This window comes from Nocardia sp. CA-084685 (assembly GCF_050955785.1).
Lineage (GTDB): Bacteria > Actinomycetota > Actinomycetes > Mycobacteriales > Mycobacteriaceae > Nocardia.
This window is the reverse complement of the sequence record NZ_CP192094.1, coordinates 1,634,778-1,654,463: the sequence shown is the minus strand read 5'-3', so window position 1 is coordinate 1,654,463 and position 19,686 is coordinate 1,634,778. Positions and strand designations below refer to the sequence as shown.

Sequence of the window (19,686 nt, the reverse complement as noted above, 5' to 3'; positions counted from 1 at the left end):
TGTGCGTGCGCGTCTCGGTTCGCCATGGATTCTGCTGCTGCCCTCGATCGTGCTGCTGGCCGCGCTGTTCGGTTGGCCGCTGGTGCGAGCGGTCTTCGACGCGTTCAGCGACGATCACGGCTTCACGCTCGCGCACTGGCGGCGCTTGTTCGGTGACCCGTATTTCCTTACCTCGCTGCGCAATACGCTGTTGTTGATCGTGATCGTGGTGCCGATCCAGTTGGTGCTCGCGGTCGGTATGGCGCTGCTGATGCAGGCGCGGCCGCGGTTCGCGAGCGGTCACTTCTACCTGTGGTGCGTACCACTGGCGATCTCCGAACTGGCCGCCGGACTGGTGTGGTTGTCGATCTTCGGCAATCGCGGATACCTGAACTCACTGCTGGTCTGGCTCGGGCTGTCCGAGGACGGTGTGCCGTGGTTGAACTATCAGCACACCGGCACCATGCTGCTCGCGGTGGTGATCGCCGAGATCTGGCGGGCGACCTCGCTGGTGTTCGTCATCGTGGTGGCGGGCGTGCAGCTGATCCCACGCGATTACGACGAAGCGGCGCAGGTGTTCGGCGCGAACTTCTGGCAGCGGCTCCGACATGTGACGCTGCCGCAGCTCGGGCCGAGTCTGCAGGTCGCACTTATCCTGCGCACCATCCTCGCGCTGCAGGCCTTCGCCGTTGCACAGGCTCTCACCGGGCGCGACTTTCCGCTGCTGGTCGGCGAGACCTATGAGTGGTACTCGAATCTGCAGAATCCGGCGGTGGCGAGCGCGGTTTCGCTTGTCGTGATGGCCATCTCGCTCAGTACCGCCGTGTTCTATCTGCGCACGGTCAGGGCGCCGGAGGGGTCGCGATGAGCCAGGCCAGGGTGCTGCCGCCGATCGATCGCGCACCGCTGCGCCGACGCCGATGGCGGGCCATCGGAGTGCAGGTGGCGTGCATCGCGGTGACGCTGTTCATGGCGCTGCCGATCGTGCTGATCGGACTCGCCGCGGTGTCCTCGCGCGAGGCGCTGAACGAGTTCCCGAAACCATTGCTGCCAAGCGAATTCTCCACCGAGACGCTGCAGTCGTTCTTCCGTGCCACCGGAACCGTTCCGGCACTGGGCAACTCGGTACTCGTCGGGCTCTACACGGTGTTCTGGTCGCTGGTCATCGGAGCACCCGCCGGGTATGCGCTGGCCCGCAATGTCTTCCGGGGCAAGGACGCCTACCAGATATTCATTTTGTTCGTGCGGGCGCTGCCGATCGTGGTGCTCTCGGTGCCGCTGGCGACGATGTTCCTGCGGCTGGACGTGTACGACACCGTCTTCGCCGTGACACTTGTGCACACCACACTCGCGCTGCCGACCACCGTGCTCATTACGGCAAGTATTTTCGTCGCGGTACCGGCCGATCTCGAGGAGGCGGCGCGCGTCTTCGGCTGCACTCGCTGGCAGGCCGCGCGCAAAGTCGTCGTGCCGCTGGCACTTCCCGGGCTCGCGGCATCGTCGATCTTCACGTTCGTGCTGTCGTGGAACGAAATCCTCGGTGCGACCATCGTGACGCTCGGGCATCGCACGCTGCCCGCGCAGGTGCTCACCACACTCGGTGAGGCATCGACGCCGTACCGGTTCGCGGGCGGGTTCGCACTGATCATTCCGGCGCTGGTCTTCATCTTCGTGATGCGGCGCTATCTGGTGAATATGTGGGGGACGACGCTGAGATGACAGAGGTGCATGGCACATGGCCGAAGTGATTCTGCGGGATCTGGTGAAGACCTATCCCGGCGGCACGACGCGCGCCACCGACCAGGTCTCGCTGGAGGTGACCGACGGCGAATTCATGGTGCTGCTCGGGCCGTCCGGCTGCGGTAAGACGACATTGCTGCGCATGATCGCCGGGCTGGAACTGCCCGATTCGGGGCAGATCGTGATCGGCGACAAGGATGTCACCTATCTCGAACCACGGCGGCGCAATCTGTCGATGGTGTTCCAGTCCTATGCCGTCTTCCCCAATAAGAAGGTCGCCGACAATATCGGCTTCGGCCTGCGGGTGCACGGTGTGCCCACCGAGGAGATCCGACGCAAGGTCGCATGGGCCGCGGATCTGCTGCAGCTCACGCCGTACCTGGATCGGTATCCGGCGAAGTTGTCCGGCGGCCAACGCCAGCGCGTCGCGGTGGCGCGCGCGATCGTCATGGATGCCGATGTGCTGCTCATGGACGAGCCGCTGTCCAATCTCGATGCACTACTGCGACTTTCGTTTCGCGCCGAGCTGAAGAAATTGGTCGGCGAGCTCGGCACCACCACGATCTATGTCACCCACGACCAAGTCGAGGCGCTGTCCCTCGGCGATCGCGTCGCGGTGATGCGCGACGGAGTGATCGTCCAATGTGGTTCGCCGACAGCGGTTTACGACGGTCCAGCGACCGAATTCGTCGGCGGCTTCCTGGGCAGTCCGCCGATGAACTTCCTCACCGGGATCGTCGACATAGGCGAGGCCGGACCGCATATCGATCTCGGCGGGCAGGCGCTGCCGGTACCCGCCGAGCTCGCATCGTTCAACGGTAAGAAGCTCAACCTCGGCATCCGTCCCGAGGCCATCGTCCTCGGCGACGAAGCAGGCGCCGATTCGATACGTGCCGAACTCCAGGTGCTGGAACCGCTCGGCTCGTCCACCCTGTTGACCACCGATGTCAGCGGACAGACCGTCAAGATTCAGACGCGGCCCAGCTTCCGGGCCGACCAGGGCGATGCGCTGAACCTGCACCTGCCGGCGCGGGCATGCCGCTGGTACGACCCGGAAACCGGATTATTGCTGGAGGACTCAGTGTAGATATCCGGTGGACACTTCACCGTATCCGATCAACTCGACTGCCGAATATTGTGGAGCCAATTCCTCCGCGGTTACCAATGCGCCATAGATAGCCAGTTTGGCCTGCTGCAGGATGCGGCAACTCGGCGAACAAATATTATGGATGGCCATTGCACGCCGCGCCTGCCCCGGCGTCAACTCACCGGGATCACTGAAACAGTCACCGATATTGGAGATTATCGATCGCATCTCGGCTAACCCACTCTCACGGGCACGGCTGCTGCTTCGACGATTCGACCACGGCCGACAGTGAGCGACACCAGGGCAACATTGCCGAGCGTAGTAATGAGCGGACCCGCGACCGTGGCGAATTGATATCCGCTCGCCAGCAGCACTCCCAGCACGCCGAGCGCCCCAGCGAAGGCATTCGCGGCGAACATTTGCCAGGTCTCTTCCTGAGGCTTCGACCAGGCGTGCCGCAGCGTCGGAATGGTGGCTACCAGGTTGGCGCAGATGGCCACCGACGCGCCGAAGGTCTTCTCCGAAATTTCCACCGTGACCAGGACACATGCGATAGAAGAGAGCAAACACGCCCAATCTATATTGTCTCCGGGTCGCAGACTCACGCCACGGCGCAGACCGAGGGCGATAACCGCGGCATTCATACTTGCCGACGCCGCATTGATACCGGCGGCGAGGTATGCGCCCGCCAGATATGCGACCACCGCGAATACGGTATTGGCAGTGCACCACGCCACCCAGGATGCCATCCGCGGTCGCGTGCCGCCGTCCAGAATTCCGACCAGATATGCGATGACTCCATACAGTGAGATGCCGATGCTTACCAAAGCGACCGACGAACTCGGACTCCAGAACTCACTCACGTGCACCATTCCTCATTTTTTGCGCAGATATGCACAAGACAGCCACAACCGGCGATTCCACCCGCATGCGAACACACCGAAGGCGACATATCCGGTGCGACGATGGAGACCGTATCTGCCGTGCGTGAACACTTCGGGATGATTTGTTCGTTCGCGATTGAAAGAATCGTTACACGGAGGTTCCGTAGCGACAAATGCAGCAGGTCGGCCGTAACGAACTTTTACGTCGGTAACTGACGCTTAACAGAATATGGTTACTGAGCTCACATCGGTGCGGAATCGACATTAATGAGCGTCGTTTCGAGGCAGACATGCCATAGACACACGAAGACCCCAGCCATAGCTGGGGTCTCCCGTGGTAACGCCGACCGTTGTGCGAGTCGAAACCTCTGCACCCCGGCCTCGGTAGTGAGCCTGCCACACTTGCCGGGAATCGTCGCGCCGAGGGCGCCGCCTACGAGCCCTCGCAGCGCGCTTGCATCTGTAAGTCCGGTGGAATCACGCGCGACCAGGCGATATCCGTTGACAAAGACTTTGTTAAGGTAACGAAACAGCAACTTCGTGATCATCCCGTGTCCAAACTGTTCGACTCGGAAGCTAGGACTCATGACAGCGTCCCCACTGGATCATGCAGCAGCCCTGCCGTTTTCGAGTTCGGGAACCGAAGACCGCCGGGCTCGGACTACCGTGGCAGCAACGACCGCTCAGCCCGCTGGAGGCCTTGTGCGCAGCATCGCCCGCGTACTGCTCATCATCTCGGCGCTCGTCGGCATTGCGATGCCGACCGTGCCCGCCGCATTCGGCGCACCGGTCACCGATGACGCCACCGCCGCGAAGATCGACGAGTTGCTGGCAGTGCGGGCTGCCTCGGCGGGCGCGCGTAAGGGTGAGCTGATCGAACGGCTATCGGCTCGCCTGCTCGGGACGCCGTATGGCGCGGATATGCTCATCGGATCGGGCGACCAACCCGAACAGTTGGTCATCGATCTGCGGCGGGTGGATTGCTTCACCTATCTCGACTATGTCGAAGCCCTCAGCAGGTCCAACGACCGCGACCAGTTCGTGGCGAATCTGATCGCGACCCGCTACACCGACAGTCGCGTCGAGTTCCGGCAGCGCAAGCACTTCTTCAGCGATTGGTCGCATACCGCACGCATCGCGGCCACCGATATCACCGACACGCTGAGTCCGGCCGCGGTGACCGTCGCAAAACGTCTCAATGCGAAAGCCGATGGCGGAGTGTATCTTCCAGGCCTGCCGGTGGTCGATCGCGATATCGCCTACATACCCAGCGCTGCGGTAGACGAGGGTGTCATCGGTGGACTGCACACCGGTGACTACATCGGCGCGTACGCCGACCAGCCGGGACTCGATGTCACCCACGTCGGCATCTTCGTCATGACTCCGAGCGGCCCGGTCTTCCGCAACGCATCCTCACTCGCCGCCAACAACAAGGTGGTCGACTCACCCTTCGCCGAATACGTGCGCACGACTCCGGGCATCATGGTGCTCCGCGCGCAGTAGTCGCTAGTGGAACCGGCCAACGCGAGGAGTGGGCGAGCGGTGTTCGGCGGTGACGGCCGATTTCGTCGGTCGGATACGGCGTGGTCGCCGATCGCCACATCACGACTCTTCCGTTGCTGCACGACAACGGCGAGTCGAATCGCCACCCGTGATCCGCTCCCGCGGTTGACCGTAGTGCCGTCTCGCTTCTGCCCGACCGTCGGTGGCCGGTTCCATCTCCCACTGTGCCCAGGGTGGCACCGGAGTCGACAGTGCCGGGATGCCCTAGATCGGGGGACATTGGTCCTGCAGTCGGTTTGAACCGGATCAATCGCCGAAACCGGCAAGCCGCGCATCCGGCCGGGATGTGATCAGCCCGAGGTCGGCGTCGTAGCGGCGGTACAGCAGGTGCCCGCGGCGGGTGGCGGAATCGAGGAAGAACAGATATGGCAGGCCGATGCCGCACAGCCGGTCGACGGCCGCGGTCTCGGACAACTCCGGGATCGGCGGCGGTTCGGCGGGGTCGCAAGCCGAGCGGAGCAGCCCGACCCCCGCGGCATCGCCCCGGTAGACGATCGCATCGGCACCGGTGTCGGCATCGATGAACAGGTGCGCGTCGTAATCCATCGCATCCAGCACCGCGGCGGCCGCATCCGGTGGCGCGACCAGCAACGAGCAATTTTTGCGGCGGGTGATTGTGCCGTCTATGGATGCCTGGAGTAGTCCCCGCCGCATCGGCTCCCGCTCCGGCGCCTCCGGTTGCTTCGTCGCCAACCGCTGGATCAGCCGCTCCAGCCGCAGCACGACAGGCAGCACCATGCCCGGCCCCGGCGTAACCGTCTGCACACGCGCCGGAGTACCGCCGACGTGCAGATTCACTTGAACCAACTGCGGCCCACTCGAACAATTCGCGCCGACGACCCGTACCCGGGCACCACCGTCGACCCGATTCCGTTTGAGCAATCGCCCGACCGCCCCGGCCACACGTTCGAGTTCCAACTCCGCGATCGGTCCACGCGGAAATACGACGATGTCGGGGAAGGCCCGAGTGGACCACTTCCCTGACGCACTCATGGCGACCTCGCAATTCGATATTTTGTTGAGCTCCGACCCTGGAGACTCGATGGCAGCATCCGCGACGGCCAGTACGGGAGGGCCGAAAGTCACTGCTACATCCGACCTTCGGCACCGATCGACAACCCGCACAACGTCCCGAGTCGGCGGGTGACCATGGACCCTCGAGAACGGGCGCAAGGCCCATATCGAGCCGCTGCCCGCGCGACGACACTTCAAGATATGACCGATACCAGCGCTTCTCCCGTCCGTTCCGTGCCGGACCACCCGACGGTGCTGGCGGCCATGCAGTTGGCCGGCCGAGCACCGTCGTTGCACAACACCCAGCCGTGGCGGTGGGTGTTCGACGGGGTCCGGCTGCGGCTGTATCGCGACGACGACCGCCTGCTGACCTCGGCAGATCCACTCGGCAGGCAGTTGGTGATCAGCTGTGGCGCGATGCTGCATCACGTGCGCACCGTCTTTGCCGCCAAGGGGTGGCACACCGACACCACCCGGCTGCCCGATGCCAGACACCCGGACTACCTCGCGGTTATCGAGTTCCGACCGTGGCCCGAACCGCCGGACGGTGTGCGGGCGCGTGCCCGGGCCATTGATCGGCGACGTACCGACCGACTGCCGCTGCTCGCACCGACCGGCTTGTCAGAGCTCCTGCATATCGGACGAATGCTGGTGACACCGCACGACCTCGAACTCGATGTCCTGGACGACAGCGCCCGCGGGAAGCTGGCGGGAGCGTCCGAACACGCCACCGCGCTGCGCCGCTACGACATGGAGTACCAAACCGAATTGCATTGGTGGGCTGGACATTCCGGCGACTCCGAAGGCGTCCCGCGCGAGGCTCTAGTCTCCGATGCCGAGTTCGCCCGTGTCAGTGTGGGACGCGCCTTCCCGTCCGCGCCGCATTCGGCCCGCCGCGGGGACCTCGAGGACAATGCGCGACTGTTGGTGCTCAGCTCACCCCGCGAGTCGGTCATCACGTGGCTGCACACCGGCGAAGCACTTTCCGCACTGCTGCTGGAATGCACGACCGCCGGTCTGGCGAGTTGCCCGATGACCCATATCACCGAAATGCCCTCGGCCCGAAAGGTTATCGCGAGCATGATCGCCCACCCCGGCATCCCCCAGGTGGTGATCCGGGTCGGCACCGCACCCGAGGATGCACCCGAAACCGCACCTACACCGCGCCGCCCGCTCACCGACATCCTGACGATGCAGCCATGAGCACACCCGGGATCGTCGAAAGTCCTTCGGCGACGATGTCTGTCTCCGAAACGCCGTGCCCGATGGCTCAGTAGGGTGAAATATGAATCGAGGGAGGTACTTGGCGATGACCAGCGTGTTCTTGGTCGATGACCATCAGATCGTGCGTCGTGGGGTGCGGGATCTGGTCGAGTCCGAGTCCGATCTCGAGGTCATCGGCGAGGCGGGCACGGTGGCGCAGGCCTTGGCGCGCATACCCGCGCTGCGCCCGCAGGTCGTGGTCCTCGATGTGCGCCTGCCCGACGGCAATGGCATCGAACTGTGCCGCGAGCTGCTGGATCAGCATCCGGAGCTGCGGTGTCTGATACTCACCTCGTTCACCGACGAACAGGCCATGCTCGATGCCATCTTGGCCGGTGCCAGCGGATATGTGGTCAAGGACATCGACACCATCGAGCTGGTCGAGGCCATTCGCGAGGTCGGCGCGGGTAAGTCGCTGCTGGACAATCGCGCGGCCGCGGCGTTGATGGCGAAGCTGCGTGAGGAGGCCGAGGCCAAGACCGGGCCGCTGGCCGGTCTCACCGAACAGGAACGGACCCTGCTCGGTTTGCTCGGTGAGGGGCTGACGAATCGGCAGATCGCGGGTCGGATGTTTTTGGCGGAGAAGACCGTGAAGAACTATGTCTCGCGGCTGTTGACCAAACTCGGTGTCGAACGCCGCACCCAGGCCGCCGTGCTGGCCTCCGAGCTCAAAGCGCCGACGCCGAAAGAAAGGTGAGCGACCTGCGGTTTCGGCCGGTGTGACATGGACTACACCACCGGGGGAGAATACCCATTATGGATGAAGAGTCGACCGTGTCCGGCCAGCCGCCGGTGACGGAAACTTTGTCCCAGCTGCGGCTGCGTGAACTGCTCGGTGAGGTCCAAGATCGCATCGCGCAGATCGTCGGGGTCCGTGACCAGATGGATCGCCTGATCGAGGCGATGCTGGTGGTCACCGCCGGATTGGACCTGGACAACACGCTGCGCTCGATCGTGCACACCGCCATCGAGCTGGTCGACTCCGAGTACGGGGCCCTTGGCGTGCGCGAAACCGATCAGACCAGCAACGAGCTCTCCGAGTTCGTCTACGAGGGCATCGACGACCGCACCCGGGTCATGATCGGCGATCTGCCGCGCGGTCACGGTGTTCTGGGTCTGCTCTTCGAACAACCGAAGCCCATTCGGCTGAGCGATCTGTCCAAGCATTCGTCCTCGGTGGGTTTTCCGGCCCATCATCCGCCGATGCACTCTTTCCTCGGTGTGCCGGTGAAGGTGCGCGACGAGATCTTCGGCAACCTCTACCTGACCGAGAAGTCCGGTGGTCAGGAATTCACCGAGGACGACGAGGTCGTGGTGCAAGCGCTTGCCGCCGCGGCGGGTATCGCCATCGCCAACGCTCGCCTCTACGAGCAGTCCCGCATCCGCCAGCAATGGCTGGAAGCCAACCGCGATGTCGCCACCGAATTGCTCGCGGGTGGTGAGCCGAATGAGGTGCTGGAGCTGGTCGCCGACCGCGCGCTGCAGCTGACCCACTCGGCGTGCAGCTTCCTCGCACTGCCCGAAGATCCGGATATTCCGCCCGAAGAGGTGACCGACCTGGTCGTCGTCGCCGCGGCCGGTGTCGATGCGCACAAGCTGACCGGACAACGCATTCCGATAAGCGAATCGCATTCGGGCATCGCATTTCGGGAGAACCGGGTACTCGCGGTCGCTCGGCTGAAGTACAGCCTGCTGTTCGGCAAGCCGACCGAATTCGGACCGGCGCTGGTGCTGCCGCTGCGGGCCGAACAGACGGTCATCGGTGTGCTCACGATCCTGCGTCCACCGGAGTCCGGACCGCTCGATACCGCCGGACAGGCCATGATGGCGGCCTTCTCCGTCCAAGCCGCGTTGGCGCTGCAACTGGCCAGGAGCCAGCGCCGAAACCGCGAACTCGATGTGCTCTCCGACCGCGACCGGATCGCGCGCGATCTGCACGACCACGTGATCCAGCGCCTGTTCGCGGTCGGCCTATCACTGCAGAGCACTGCCCAGCGGGCCCGGGTACCCGAGGTCAAATCTCGGCTCACCGAGACCATTCAGGACATCCAGTCGATCGTGCAGGATATTCGGCATTCGATCTTCGACCTGCACGGCAGCTACACCGCCGATGCCCCGACGCTGCGCAAGCGGTTGCACGGCATCATCGCCGAAATGATCGGAGAAAGCGGGCTGCGCACCACGATTCGACTGGCCGGACCGGTCTCGGTGCTGGAGCCGCCACTGTCGGAGGATGTCGAGGCGGTGCTGCGCGAGGGTGTGAGCAATACGGTCCGGCACGCGTCGGCCACCACGGTATCGGTCCATCTGCGGGTGCGCGACGACGTCACCATCGAGATCATCGACGACGGTGTCGGCGTGCCCGGCGGGTTCGAGCACATGAGCGGATTGACGAATCTGGCGACCCGCGCCGAGCAGGCGGGCGGCAGCTTCAGCATTACCAACGGCGGGGACAACGGCACCGTGCTGCGCTGGTCCGCGCCGCTGCCCTGATCGGTTACGCCTGCGGACGCATCCTCTGGCGAGCGGTAGCTCGGACGTCAAAGGGCGAGCCCTGGCGCCTAGCCTGGTCGGCACTGTTGTCCTGCCCGGGCGCTGAGTGATCTCGGCATGAGCGGTCTTTGGGCCCTGTGGTTCGTGACCAACGCCAGGCGTGCGCGAGGGCCTCGGGTTCCTAACCTACGGGTAGCCGATCTATCGCAAACCCGAAGGGGCCGTGAAATCTCATGTCCACCACCATCAATCCCCCCGTACTCGTCGGCGTCGACGGCTCCGACGCCGCCACCGAGGCGCTGCGCTGGGCCGCGATCGACGCCGTGCGCCACCGCGCACCCCTGCACATCGTGTACGGCATCGGCGCGCCGATGGACTTCGGTCCCGGAATCGCCTTCGACCCCATCGATTACGACACCTATCGAGCCACCGGTGCCGCCGCCGTCAACGCCGCCCGCGACCACGCGACCGCGGCAGCCGCCCCCATCGGCGACCTCGATATCGCCACCTTTGTCATCGACGCACCACCGATCCCGGTCCTGCTCGACCGCTCCAAAGAAGCACGCATGCTCGTCGTCGGCACCCGCGGACTCGGCGCGTTCCGCCGTGGCCTGCTCGGCTCGGTCAGTACCGCCGTCGCACGCCACGCGCACTGCCCGGTCGCCGTGATCCCCGAACCCGAGAACGACAAAGCCGATCGACTGCTCGGACCGGTACTCCTCGGTGTCGACGGCTCCCCCAGCGCCACCCGCGCCATCGAGGTCGCCTACGACCAGGCCGCCCACCGCGAAGTCGCACTGCGCGCGGTGCTCACCTGGTCCGAATTCAACCGCTACACCGCCCGCGACGATATGCAGAAAGAAGCCGAGGAACTGCTCTCCGAGAGCCTGGCCGGCTACGCGGAAAACTATCCCGACCTCCAGGTCGAGCGCCTGGTCGTCGAGGATCGACCAGCCAGACGCCTACTCGCCGAGGCCGAATACGCGCAACTGATCGTCCTCGGCAGCCGCGGCCGCGGCGGCTTCGCGGGCATGACCCTCGGCTCGGTCAGCCAAGCCGTCCTACACGCCACCGACTGCCCCCTCATCATCGCCCGCCCCTGATATCCGCCCTGAGTCTCGGCACTGACCGCGCGCAGGGAGTTCCCCGGTTGCGTTAATCGTGGCGCACAGTGGTGTTCACATCCTGTTTACGATGTCGGGATGTTGATTGAGGACGCGCAGGAGAGATCGGTCGCCCCTGCTGGGGAAGTGGGGACTGCGCGTCCGTGGCGATCTCGGTTGATCTGGGGCAGTGTCGTCGGCGCGGTTGTGGTGCTGGTCGCGGGGCAGTTGATGGCGGTGCATATCAATGCGCTCGGGCCGCTGACCAGTCTTTCTTGGGACTACGTCGGGCGACCCAAGTCGGCGACAACGCCGTGGGCCGGATTTCTGTTGGCACTGATCGGCGTTCCCCGGGATGTGCGGGTGCGTGCGCTGGCGGCGGCGGTCGGCATCGATGTGATCTTCGTGATCATTCGGACGATCGAGGGGCGGTTGTTCACGGTCGGGAACGGTCCGACCATTGTGCTCACCGCGCTCGCGGTGATCGCCGCCGCGCGCTGGACCGGTGCGCGGCGCGAAACCGCGCTGCGCACAATCGCTCTCGGCGCACTGCTGATTCTTGCGACCAAAGTCGGCGAGATCTGGCTGGACATCACCGCATGGGCCTGCCCGACCGTGCTGGATCCGTACGCGGAACTGGCCGATCACGCGCTCGGCAATCCGTCGTGGCTGATCGGACAGGCGCTCGATGCGGCAGGACCGGTACCGCTGGGCGTGGTGCGATGGGTGTATTTCGAGCTGCCGGTCGCGGCCATCGTGGTCGCGGCGTGGCAGTTGCGCGGTGTGACGGCGGGCGCGTGGCCGCGTCACTATCTGGTGCGCACATTCCTGACCCTCGGCGTGGTCGGTCCACTGTTTTATGTGGTCTTCCCGGTGGTCGGGCCGGTGCTCGCATTCGGCCCGCAGGGGCAGGGTTTCCAGCTCGCCGATGTCTGGCCGAATGTCGTTGCGGCACTGCCGTCTTCGGTCGATTCGATGCCGTTCGACAGCATCACACCGCGTAATTGCATGCCGTCGCTGCATACGGCGTGGGCGCTGTCGCTGTTCATCCATTCTCGGCGTGGGCCGCTCTGGTTGCGCTGGGGCGGTGTGTTCTGGCTGGTCTGCACCCTCGTCGCGACGCTCGGCCTCGGGGCCCACTACGGGGTGGACCTGGTGGCGGGCGCGGCACTGTGCCTGACCGTCGAATCCGTCCTGCGCGATCCGGACCGGGGTTGGGATCGTGGCCGTGCGCAGGTGGTGACCTTCGGTATCGCGACCTTTGCAGGGGTGCTGGTTTGCGTGCGTTTCCTCGCGCTGCCGATGGCGAATTACCCGTTCCCGTTCGGTGTCGCGATCCTCGGCGTATTCGCCGCGCTGGCGTTCACCTTCTACCGGACCTGGTTCGCGGAGGAGGTTCCGGACGCCTCGGACAAGGCGGAAAAGGTACTGAATCGCTAACTCGTGCGCAGCGTACCGATCATGGCACTGTCCGGTAGACGACGGTGTCGCCGCCTGCCGCGGACAACCCGAAACCCATTGCGTGCCAGCACTGATGGAATCGCCTTTTCGCGCAATCCTCGCCGAGTGCCGTCTCCCGTGCCAGACTGGCGGCGTGAGTGAGCAGGACGGCACCGACAAGACCCGCCCACCGACCCGCGATCGCGGCGACGCGATCGGCGCCGGACTCATCTGGCTGGCGAAATGGTCGCTGTGCATTGTGGCGATCGCGGCGGGCGCTTGGGTGCTCGGCACCGTCGTCGCCGCCCTCTGGGTGGTATTGCTGCCACTCGTGCTGGCGCTGATCGTCGCGACGATACTGTGGCCGCCGACCCGCTGGCTCACCGCACACGGCTTTCGGCCGGGCGCGGCGGCCTCGGTCACCCTGCTCGGATTCATCGCGGTCCTCGCCGGTGTTATCGCACTGATCGTCCCGTCGGTCGTGGATCAAGCCCCGGAGTTGGCCGACAAATCCTCCGAGGGCGTCAACAAGGTGCGCGATTGGCTACACGGTCCGCCGCTACGCATCCGCGACGAGCAGTTGCAAGCCGCGGTGGAGGCGATCACGCAGCGGCTGAAGTCCAGTTCGGAACAGATCGCCTCCGGCGTCTTCACCGGCGTGACCACCGCGACCTCCACGCTGGTGACGCTGTTCCTGGTGCTGGTCCTCGCGTTCTTCTTCATCAAGGACGGTCCACGGCTGCTGCCGTGGCTGCACGCCGTACTCGGCAGCCGCGGCGGCAGGCACCTCGAGGAGGTGCTGAACCGGATCTGGTCCACCCTCGGCGGATTCATCCGCGTGCAGGCGCTGGTGAGTCTGATCGACGCGGTATTCATCGGCGCCGGACTGGTGATCTTGCATGTGCCATTGGCGTTCGTGCTCGCGGTGATCACCTTCATGGGCGGTTTCGTGCCGATGGTCGGCGCATTCGTCGCCGGGGCGCTGGCGGTGCTGGTGGCACTGGTCGGCAATGGTGTGACCACGGCGCTGATCGTGCTCGGCATCATCATCGCCGTCCAGCAATTGGAAGGCAATGTGCTGCAACCGGTTCTGCAGGGCCGCAGCATGAAATTGCATGCCGTGGTGGTGCTGGTCTCGATCACCGCGGGCGGCTCCCTCTATGGCATCGTCGGCGCCTTCCTCGCGGTACCGGTAGCGGCCGTCATCGCGGTGGTGGCCCGCTATCTCGGCGAACAGATCGACGTAGTCACCGCACCACCCGAGGAATCCGAAGAGGCCGAGCCCGCACCGGAGTAAGGGCTCGGTCAGGGCATCGCGGTATTTTCGCGCCGAATCGAAATCCCATCAAAGCAGTTTGCCCCCGCCATGCTCGCCGTCTCCGCGATCTGTATCGCGCTCGGACTGGCAGGCCTACTCCTCGACGCCCGCCTCGGCGTCGAAAAATCCGCGCCAGCATAGCCCTCGCAGAGCCCGGTGCCGATTTTCGGTCTGCGGCCGCCGGTTCGGGAGGCGCTCGCGGTTGCCGATGAAGTGGCCGTGCTCGCTGTGCGCTCCCTGGTGCAGAGTCCGCAGATGTGCGAATTCCTTGGTGCGCAAGCGGGTTCCGCCGTCGATCGAGTCCATGCGGTGAATGCCCCGCCGAGATGCATCCGGTCGTTGTGCCGTAAGCGAGCTATGCGGAGTACTTGTAGAAACCCTCTCCGGTGGCGATGCCGAGCTTGCCCTTATCGATGTAGTTGGTCTTGAGCCAGGCCGCGAGCTCCTGTCCGTCCTCGCTGTTGACCAGGATGTTGTAGGGGGTGGTCAGGCCGATGACGTCGAGCATCTGGAATGGCCCGGTCGGTGCCCCCGTACCGATCCGCCAGGTCTTGTCGACCGCCTCCGGTTCGGCGAATCCGCCCGCGCCAAGGGCCATGGCCGCATTGAGCAGCGGTACGAGCAGCGAATTGAGGACGTAGCCCGCCTTTTCCTTGTGCAGTTCGATCGGCTCCATGCCGATCGAGGTAGCGAACTCGACGACCGCCCGAAAGACCTGTGGATCGGTATCAGGTGTGCCCATTACCTCGGCGGTGTTGTACCGCCACACCAGATTCGCGAAGTGCAGCGCGAGGAATTTGTCGGGGCGGCCGGTGTAGTCCTTCATATCGCTGGGCAGCAGGGTCGACGAATTGGTGGCGAAGATGGTCTTCTCCGGCGCGAGTTCGCCCAGTTGCCGGTAGGTCTGCTCCTTGATGGTGAGCACCTCCGGCACCGCCTCGATCACGAGGTCGGCATCCTGTACGGCCGCGGCGAGGTCGGTGGTCAAGACGATGCCAGCTTCGGTCTTCTCGGCCTTGGTATCACCGCCGGGCACTTCGATGCGATAGGTCTGCGCGAGCTTGGCGAAACGGTCGCGCGCGCCGGCAATGGCCTCCTCGCTGATGTCGTAGGCGGTGACATCGAATCCGTGGAATGCGGACTGGAATGCGATCTGCGATCCCAGCACCCCGGTTCCGAGAACGGTCACCTTGCGAATGGTCATTGCTGTCTCCTTACCCCGCGGGGCGCAGTCCGCCCCGCGCTGTCGTCGGTGTCGTCGAGGGAGATCATCGTTGGTCGCGTACCACTGCGGCCAGGAAGAAGGTCAGGTGGTCGCGGGCGCGGCGGCGACCTTCGGTGCGGGCCGTGGCGGGGCCGTGCAGGTAGACCAACCGCGCGAAGCCCAGCGGCGCGAGCAGTTCCCACATCAGGGCTTCACCGCTCGACTCCCCCTTCCGTAGGCGCGCGGTTACCGCTTCGGTCAGCTGTCCACGCTGCGCCCAGATCGGAAAGTACGGCGCCAGCGCTGCCGCCCCTTTGCCGAGCATATCGGTGACCAGGCGCGGATCATTCGGAATCGCTTGGCGCAGCATGAGTTTGGTGAACTTGCGGGATTCTTCGGTATCGAAGAGATCGAGTATTCGGTCGACGGTTTCGGTCAGGAACCCACCCGGATCATCCGGCACTACATCGGGATCAGGGAGCAACTCGGCGATCACCGTGTCCACCGCGCCGACACCGGCTCGGGCGGTCAACTCCTGGTAGATCGCCTCTTTATTGGCGAAGTGAGCGTAGAGGCCACCATCGGAGAGCCCCGCGGCGCGCGCGATCATCCGCACCGAGGTCGCGGCGTAACCGTGCTCGACGAACAGATCCAGTGCGGCGGCGAGTAGCAGCGCACGGGTATCTCCCGCCTCGTCCTTGCGCGGGCGACCGACGCGCCGTGGCGGAGTCACGGTCATGGGCTCAGATTAGACGATCACTGGTTAATAATCGATCGATTGATTATTATCGAGCTGAGCGCTCAACCAGCAGTCACTCATCCAGAGGATCATGCTCATGTCGAAACATCTATTGTCCCAAGAGATTTCCGAACGCCCGGCGGGCTATGCCGGGCCGAATCTGAGCCCGACCGGCCTGCGGTTGATTCCCCACCCAATCGGCGAGGGTGTCGTCGCACTCATGGCCAATGTGCCACCGAAGGACAATAACGGCGTAATCTTCGGCGATCGGGCCGCACTGGTCATCGATGCGGGCATCACGCCGACCATTGGTGCCCAGATCCGAAGTCTGGCAACCGATCTCGCCGACACTCCGCTGCGCTACCTGGTCAACACCACATACCACGGCGATCACACATTCGGTAATACCGCCTTCGACGACCTCACCGTCATCACCTCGCGCGCCAACCGCGACAACATGCACGACCTCGGCTACGAGAAGGACATCCGCTCCCGCAATATGTACGGTGACGAGGAGTTGTTCGATGAGCTCACCCGCTGGCGGCTGCCGGATCTGACCTTCGAGGCGGCAATGGAGATCGATCTCGGCGGTCGCACCGTCGAATTGCACCATTTCGGTCCCGGCAACGGACCGGGCGACACCATTGTCTATGTGCCGTCACAGCGCACCGCCTGGACTGGAAACTTCCTGACCGGCGCGGGATCGGCACACATGCTGCTCCAGGGCGGGCCAGAGCCCTATATCGCCTCACTACGCGCCATGCAGGAAGCCCTGCCCGACCTCGAGACGATCGTCCCTGGTCACGGCCCGATGGGACGTGGTCAACGCGCGATCACCGTGCTCATCGACTATCTCGAACACCTACGGGACGAGGTGTCGGCCGCATTCGAAGCCGGCCACACCCTCGACGAAACCTACGGGCTGTGCACCGATCCGTGGGCCACCGACCTCGACCCCGAATTCGCCACCGCCCTCAGCGGATACGAGATTCCCTTCGATCTCGCCAAACAAGGCTTCCTCGAATTGTGCCGAAACCTGCACCGCCTCAACGTCATGACCACCTATCGGGTCTGCGAACAGCTCGCACGGTGAGGAGGATCGGTCCCAGCTAACTCACAGCCACGGGCTAGTGTGCGCAAATATTGCGATTCCAAGATTGTCTTGTCGGTCCGGATCGGACGGGTCGACGGTCTCGGACGGAGACCCGACAACAGGAGGAACGTGGATGAAGATCAAGTCGAAGCTGGCCAACGGTGCGATCGCGGGCGGTGTACTGGTCGGCCTGCTCGGCGTTGGTGCGGGCGTGGCGAGCGCCGATCCAGGACAGGATCAGCGTCCGGGAACCGAGCAGCAACAGCAGGGCCACGATCAGCGTCAGGATAAGCAGCGGCATGATCAGCAGCCCCAGGGCCACGGCTTCTGGTTCTTCGGCCAGTGGATTCCGCTGCCCTGATCTCGAGTCGATGCGAAAGGCCCTGTGTCCGTTGGACATGGGGCCTTCGTCGGTTTGTCCGCCCACAGCGTAACGCCCCGCCGCAATGGCGGCCGTGGTCTTACGCTCTTCCTATGACCGAGCTGCACTCGATCCAAGGTGGACGCGACGACCGACCTCGGCACACCGAGGAACCGCTGTGGCGCGAGGTACTCGGGGAACAGCTGCGCACATTGCGGCAGGAGCAACGCGAGACCCTCGTCGAGACCGCCGGTCGTGCGGGTATTTCGCCGCAGTACCTGTCCGAGGTGGAGCGCGGCCGCAAGGAACCATCGAGCGAGATGATCGCGGCGCTGGCCGGCGCGCTCGGCACCACCCTATTCGGCCTCACCGAGCAGGTGGCCGACGAATTGCGCGCTCGTCGTCGGCTCACCTTCGCCCACCAGTCGATGCCGCGCACCAAGGCCGGGCCCACGCTCATGGCACTCGCCGCCTGAGTCCGGGCTTCCCGTCTCCACACTCCGCCGCACCGGCCACTCGCCACGGGCCGTGGGCCGAACTCGCCGCCTCAACTCACGGCCACACGGCACTCGCCGCCCGAGGCATGGCCACACCACGCGACACTCGCCAACCAGCGCATGGCCGCATCACACGAGACTCGCCGCACCGGGCCACGATCACACATCGCGACACTCGGCGCGGCCACACCATGTAACACTCGCCACCGAGGGCCGCGGCCAGCTCTCCGGAGACTCGCCGCCCAGGCAACAGCCAACCGGACGCTGGACCCGCAGCCGCCGAGGTGAGTCGGATGGCGGCTCGAAGTCCAACCACCATTCGACCTGCGCGCGGCGCAAGCCCGCGCGCTGTAGGCGCTGATCAGATGGCGCGGGCACCCAGCACGTTGTCGACCAGGCCGTAGTCGACGGCCGCGTGTGCGGTGAAGACACGGTCGCGGTCGGTGTCGTGACGTAGCCGCTCGGCGGGTTGCCCGGTGTGCCGCGACAGGATCGACTCGATTTCGGCGCGCATCCGCACCAGTTCGTCGGCCTGCAGGATCAGATCGGGAATCGCGCCCTGACCGCGGGCGGCTGGCTGGTGCAGGACCACCCGGGCGTGCGGCAGCAGGGAGCGGCGACCGGGTTCGCCTCCGGCCAGCAGTACCGCGCCGACCGCGATGGCTTGGCCCACGCAGGTGGTCGCCACCGGAGCCTTGATGAATTGCATGGTGTCGTAGACCGCGAGCATTGCGGACAGATCGCCGCCCTCGCAATTGATGTACAGGCTGATCTCCTGCTCCGGACTCTCCGACTCCAGATGCAAGAGTTGCGCGATGAGTGCGTTCGCCACACCGGAATCGATCGGAGTGCCGAGGTAGACAATCCGCTCGGCGAGCAGGTGCGAGTAGATATCGGTGATCCGCTCGCCGCCGCGCGGATGCTGGGCGATCACATTGGGGATGGTGTAAGTCATGCCGAAATTCCGATCCGCTGGCGCTGCGGCACGATCTGCCCGAACGAGCCGACAATGTGGTCGATGAAGCCGTACTCCTTGGCCTGCACCGCGCTGAACCAGCGGTCGTGCAGTGAATCCTCATAAATTCGGTCGTACGGCTGGCCGGTGTCGCCCGCGATAATGCCGAGCACCGTCTCCACGGTGTAGCGCAGGTCATCGGCCTGCACCTCGACGTCGACCGCACTACCGCCGATTCCGGCCGAGCCCTGATGCATCAGCACCCTGGCGTGCGTAAGGGCGAACCGCCGCCCCGGTGTACCCGCGGACAACAGGAATTGCCCTGCACTGCAAGCCAATCCGAGCGCCAAGGTGGAGACTTCACACGGCACCAGCCGCATCACATCGCGAATGGCCAGCATTGCCGGAACCGAACCGCCCGGGGAGTGGATCCACAATGAGATCCCCGCATCGGCATCCTCGGCCGCCAACGTGAGCAGCTGCGTCATCAGCAGCGTCCCGTTATCGTCGTCGAGCGGACCGTCCAGCACCAGAATCCGCCTGCTGAGCAGCTGCTCCCTGGCGCGCCAACTGAACAACGGTGTCTTGTCATCGTGAGCCATGACTCCACCGTGCCGCGCGCCTACCGGAAAAAGCTCGCCACGCTGCCCTCAGCAGATCTGCTCAGAGCAGCGTCAATCGTGCGAATGCGCATGAATGCGCGCCTGCACCTCGGGCCGCCGCAGCGGCGGCACGGACTTCGGCGGCACCTTCCGCTCAGGCAATTGTTCGAGCAACCGCATGGTCGCGGCGGCGATCTCCTCGACTGCGGCGTCGACCGCGGGGCGCGTAGCCGCGGAGATGCTCGACAATCCGCCGACCTTACGGACGTACTGCAATGCGGCGGCATGCACTTCTTCCGGGGTGGCGGCGGGCTCGAGCCCCCGCAGGGCAGTGATATTTCGGCACATAGC

22 protein-coding genes are annotated in these 19,686 nt (G+C 64.8%); 13 read left to right on the top strand and 9 right to left on the bottom strand.

What is annotated here, in order from left to right:
- Position 1: 1 nt before the first annotated feature.
- From ACQP2U_RS07105 to ACQP2U_RS07095, 3 genes are read left to right on the top strand one after another with little or no spacing between them, the layout of a single operon-like run.
- Positions 2-847 carry a carbohydrate ABC transporter permease gene (locus tag ACQP2U_RS07105; RefSeq protein WP_433713942.1) on the top strand — a complete coding sequence of 282 codons (846 nt, stop codon included), beginning with the start codon at positions 2-4 and terminating at the stop codon, positions 845-847.
- On the top strand, positions 844-1,698 hold the full coding sequence (locus ACQP2U_RS07100; protein WP_433713941.1) for a carbohydrate ABC transporter permease: 855 nt from the start codon (positions 844-846) through the stop codon (positions 1,696-1,698). The genes ACQP2U_RS07105 and ACQP2U_RS07100 overlap by 4 nt, the downstream gene beginning before the upstream one ends.
- 16 nt (positions 1,699-1,714) lie before the next feature.
- Complete coding sequence (locus tag ACQP2U_RS07095; protein WP_433713940.1) at positions 1,715-2,806, top strand: ABC transporter ATP-binding protein; 1,092 nt, start codon at positions 1,715-1,717, stop codon at positions 2,804-2,806.
- Here ACQP2U_RS07095 and ACQP2U_RS07090 read toward each other — a convergent pair.
- The gene (locus ACQP2U_RS07090; RefSeq protein ID WP_433713939.1) at positions 2,798-3,034 is read right to left on the bottom strand and encodes a hypothetical protein; all 237 of its coding nucleotides are present in this window, start codon (positions 3,032-3,034) and stop codon (positions 2,798-2,800) included. The two genes, ACQP2U_RS07095 and ACQP2U_RS07090, sit on opposite strands and share 9 nt — an antisense overlap.
- A 5-nt stretch (positions 3,035-3,039) precedes the next feature.
- Positions 3,040-3,669: a hypothetical protein gene (locus ACQP2U_RS07085; RefSeq protein ID WP_433713938.1), complete on the bottom strand. Its 630-nt coding sequence runs from the start codon at positions 3,667-3,669 to the stop codon at positions 3,040-3,042.
- 777 nt (positions 3,670-4,446) lie between these two features.
- Here ACQP2U_RS07085 and ACQP2U_RS07080 point away from each other — a divergent pair.
- Positions 4,447-5,193 (top strand): DUF1460 domain-containing protein, encoded by a 747-nt coding sequence (locus ACQP2U_RS07080; RefSeq protein ID WP_433716387.1) that lies wholly within the window; start codon positions 4,447-4,449, stop codon positions 5,191-5,193.
- A gap of 306 nt (positions 5,194-5,499) precedes the next feature.
- Here the strand turns inward: ACQP2U_RS07080 and ACQP2U_RS07075 are convergent, their stop codons facing one another.
- Positions 5,500-6,246, bottom strand: coding sequence for a sigma 54 modulation/S30EA ribosomal C-terminal domain-containing protein (locus tag ACQP2U_RS07075; protein ID WP_433713937.1), 747 nt, complete (start codon positions 6,244-6,246; stop codon positions 5,500-5,502).
- Positions 6,247-6,468: 222 nt separating this feature from the next.
- Between ACQP2U_RS07075 and ACQP2U_RS07070 the strand changes: the two genes are divergently transcribed.
- The 6 genes from ACQP2U_RS07070 (at position 6,469) to ACQP2U_RS07045 (ending at position 13,863) form a co-directional block, all read left to right on the top strand.
- A complete protein-coding gene (locus ACQP2U_RS07070) occupies positions 6,469-7,470 on the top strand; it encodes an Acg family FMN-binding oxidoreductase (RefSeq protein WP_433713936.1) in 1,002 nt (333 codons plus the stop codon).
- Between the two features lie 106 nt (positions 7,471-7,576).
- The gene (locus ACQP2U_RS07065; RefSeq protein ID WP_433713935.1) at positions 7,577-8,227 is read left to right on the top strand and encodes a response regulator; all 651 of its coding nucleotides are present in this window, start codon (positions 7,577-7,579) and stop codon (positions 8,225-8,227) included.
- Between the two features lie 59 nt (positions 8,228-8,286).
- A complete protein-coding gene (locus ACQP2U_RS07060; protein WP_433713934.1) occupies positions 8,287-10,023 on the top strand; it encodes a GAF domain-containing protein in 1,737 nt (578 codons plus the stop codon).
- Positions 10,024-10,256: 233 nt separating this feature from the next.
- On the top strand, positions 10,257-11,126 hold the full coding sequence (locus tag ACQP2U_RS07055; RefSeq protein ID WP_433713933.1) for a universal stress protein: 870 nt from the start codon (positions 10,257-10,259) through the stop codon (positions 11,124-11,126).
- Positions 11,127-11,225: 99 nt separating this feature from the next.
- Complete coding sequence (locus tag ACQP2U_RS07050; protein WP_433713932.1) at positions 11,226-12,566, top strand: DUF5933 domain-containing protein; 1,341 nt, start codon at positions 11,226-11,228, stop codon at positions 12,564-12,566.
- Positions 12,567-12,720: 154 nt separating this feature from the next.
- Entirely contained in the window at positions 12,721-13,863 is a 1,143-nt protein-coding gene (locus ACQP2U_RS07045) for an AI-2E family transporter (protein WP_433713931.1), read from the top strand.
- 114 nt (positions 13,864-13,977) lie between these two features.
- On the opposite strand, the gene ACQP2U_RS07040 is transcribed toward ACQP2U_RS07045, so the two are convergent.
- The 3 genes from ACQP2U_RS07040 to ACQP2U_RS07030 all read right to left on the bottom strand — a co-directional run bounded on the left by ACQP2U_RS07040 (position 13,978) and on the right by ACQP2U_RS07030 (position 15,827).
- Positions 13,978-14,190: a hypothetical protein gene (locus ACQP2U_RS07040; RefSeq protein WP_433713930.1), complete on the bottom strand. Its 213-nt coding sequence runs from the start codon at positions 14,188-14,190 to the stop codon at positions 13,978-13,980.
- Between the two features lie 49 nt (positions 14,191-14,239).
- Complete coding sequence (locus ACQP2U_RS07035) at positions 14,240-15,088, bottom strand: 3-hydroxyacyl-CoA dehydrogenase (protein WP_433713929.1); 849 nt, start codon at positions 15,086-15,088, stop codon at positions 14,240-14,242.
- 64 nt (positions 15,089-15,152) lie between these two features.
- On the bottom strand, positions 15,153-15,827 hold the full coding sequence (locus ACQP2U_RS07030) for a helix-turn-helix domain-containing protein (protein WP_433713928.1): 675 nt from the start codon (positions 15,825-15,827) through the stop codon (positions 15,153-15,155).
- Between the two features lie 97 nt (positions 15,828-15,924).
- On the opposite strand from ACQP2U_RS07030, the gene ACQP2U_RS07025 reads away from it, so the two are divergent.
- The 3 genes from ACQP2U_RS07025 (at position 15,925) to ACQP2U_RS07015 (ending at position 17,757) form a co-directional block, all read left to right on the top strand.
- Positions 15,925-16,920, top strand: a complete 996-nt coding sequence (locus ACQP2U_RS07025) for an MBL fold metallo-hydrolase (RefSeq protein WP_433713927.1) — start codon at positions 15,925-15,927, stop codon at positions 16,918-16,920.
- A 133-nt stretch (positions 16,921-17,053) separates the two neighbouring features.
- Positions 17,054-17,281 (top strand): hypothetical protein, encoded by a 228-nt coding sequence (locus ACQP2U_RS07020; RefSeq protein ID WP_433713926.1) that lies wholly within the window; start codon positions 17,054-17,056, stop codon positions 17,279-17,281.
- Between the two features lie 113 nt (positions 17,282-17,394).
- The gene (locus tag ACQP2U_RS07015; protein WP_433713925.1) at positions 17,395-17,757 is read left to right on the top strand and encodes a helix-turn-helix domain-containing protein; all 363 of its coding nucleotides are present in this window, start codon (positions 17,395-17,397) and stop codon (positions 17,755-17,757) included.
- Positions 17,758-18,139: 382 nt separating this feature from the next.
- On the opposite strand, the gene ACQP2U_RS07010 is transcribed toward ACQP2U_RS07015, so the two are convergent.
- The 3 genes from ACQP2U_RS07010 to ACQP2U_RS07000 all read right to left on the bottom strand — a co-directional run bounded on the left by ACQP2U_RS07010 (position 18,140) and on the right by ACQP2U_RS07000 (position 19,683).
- Positions 18,140-18,733, bottom strand: a complete 594-nt coding sequence (locus tag ACQP2U_RS07010; RefSeq protein ID WP_364350364.1) for a ClpP family protease — start codon at positions 18,731-18,733, stop codon at positions 18,140-18,142.
- Positions 18,730-19,335: a ClpP family protease gene (locus ACQP2U_RS07005; RefSeq protein ID WP_433713924.1), complete on the bottom strand. Its 606-nt coding sequence runs from the start codon at positions 19,333-19,335 to the stop codon at positions 18,730-18,732. Before ACQP2U_RS07005 ends, ACQP2U_RS07010 begins: the two co-directional genes overlap by 4 nt.
- A gap of 72 nt (positions 19,336-19,407) precedes the next feature.
- Entirely contained in the window at positions 19,408-19,683 is a 276-nt protein-coding gene (locus tag ACQP2U_RS07000; protein ID WP_397035048.1) for a DUF2277 domain-containing protein, read from the bottom strand.
- Positions 19,684-19,686: the final 3 nt, after the last annotated feature.

What these genes read in the sequence shown, in the direction of transcription:
- ACQP2U_RS07100 (WP_433713941.1), top strand. Translation starts at nt 844, where the DNA reads ATGAGCCAGGCCAGGGTGCTGCCGCCGATCGATCGCGCACCGCTGCGC.
- ACQP2U_RS07095 (WP_433713940.1), top strand. Translation starts at nt 1,715, where the DNA reads ATGGCCGAAGTGATTCTGCGGGATCTGGTGAAGACCTATCCCGGCGGC.
- ACQP2U_RS07090 (WP_433713939.1), bottom strand. Translation starts at nt 3,034, where the DNA reads ATGCGATCGATAATCTCCAATATCGGTGACTGTTTCAGTGATCCCGGT.
- ACQP2U_RS07080 (WP_433716387.1), top strand. Translation starts at nt 4,447, where the DNA reads ATGCCGACCGTGCCCGCCGCATTCGGCGCACCGGTCACCGATGACGCC.
- ACQP2U_RS07075 (WP_433713937.1), bottom strand. Translation starts at nt 6,246, where the DNA reads ATGAGTGCGTCAGGGAAGTGGTCCACTCGGGCCTTCCCCGACATCGTC.
- ACQP2U_RS07070 (WP_433713936.1), top strand. Translation starts at nt 6,469, where the DNA reads ATGACCGATACCAGCGCTTCTCCCGTCCGTTCCGTGCCGGACCACCCG.
- ACQP2U_RS07065 (WP_433713935.1), top strand. Translation starts at nt 7,577, where the DNA reads ATGACCAGCGTGTTCTTGGTCGATGACCATCAGATCGTGCGTCGTGGG.
- ACQP2U_RS07060 (WP_433713934.1), top strand. Translation starts at nt 8,287, where the DNA reads ATGGATGAAGAGTCGACCGTGTCCGGCCAGCCGCCGGTGACGGAAACT.
- ACQP2U_RS07055 (WP_433713933.1), top strand. Translation starts at nt 10,257, where the DNA reads ATGTCCACCACCATCAATCCCCCCGTACTCGTCGGCGTCGACGGCTCC.
- ACQP2U_RS07050 (WP_433713932.1), top strand. Translation starts at nt 11,226, where the DNA reads ATGTTGATTGAGGACGCGCAGGAGAGATCGGTCGCCCCTGCTGGGGAA.
- ACQP2U_RS07040 (WP_433713930.1), bottom strand. Translation starts at nt 14,190, where the DNA reads ATGGACTCGATCGACGGCGGAACCCGCTTGCGCACCAAGGAATTCGCA.
- ACQP2U_RS07035 (WP_433713929.1), bottom strand. Translation starts at nt 15,088, where the DNA reads ATGACCATTCGCAAGGTGACCGTTCTCGGAACCGGGGTGCTGGGATCG.
- ACQP2U_RS07030 (WP_433713928.1), bottom strand. Translation starts at nt 15,827, where the DNA reads ATGACCGTGACTCCGCCACGGCGCGTCGGTCGCCCGCGCAAGGACGAG.
- ACQP2U_RS07025 (WP_433713927.1), top strand. Translation starts at nt 15,925, where the DNA reads ATGTCGAAACATCTATTGTCCCAAGAGATTTCCGAACGCCCGGCGGGC.
- ACQP2U_RS07020 (WP_433713926.1), top strand. Translation starts at nt 17,054, where the DNA reads ATGAAGATCAAGTCGAAGCTGGCCAACGGTGCGATCGCGGGCGGTGTA.
- ACQP2U_RS07015 (WP_433713925.1), top strand. Translation starts at nt 17,395, where the DNA reads ATGACCGAGCTGCACTCGATCCAAGGTGGACGCGACGACCGACCTCGG.
- ACQP2U_RS07010 (WP_364350364.1), bottom strand. Translation starts at nt 18,733, where the DNA reads ATGACTTACACCATCCCCAATGTGATCGCCCAGCATCCGCGCGGCGGC.
- ACQP2U_RS07005 (WP_433713924.1), bottom strand. Translation starts at nt 19,335, where the DNA reads ATGGCTCACGATGACAAGACACCGTTGTTCAGTTGGCGCGCCAGGGAG.
- ACQP2U_RS07000 (WP_397035048.1), bottom strand. Translation starts at nt 19,683, where the DNA reads ATGTGCCGAAATATCACTGCCCTGCGGGGGCTCGAGCCCGCCGCCACC.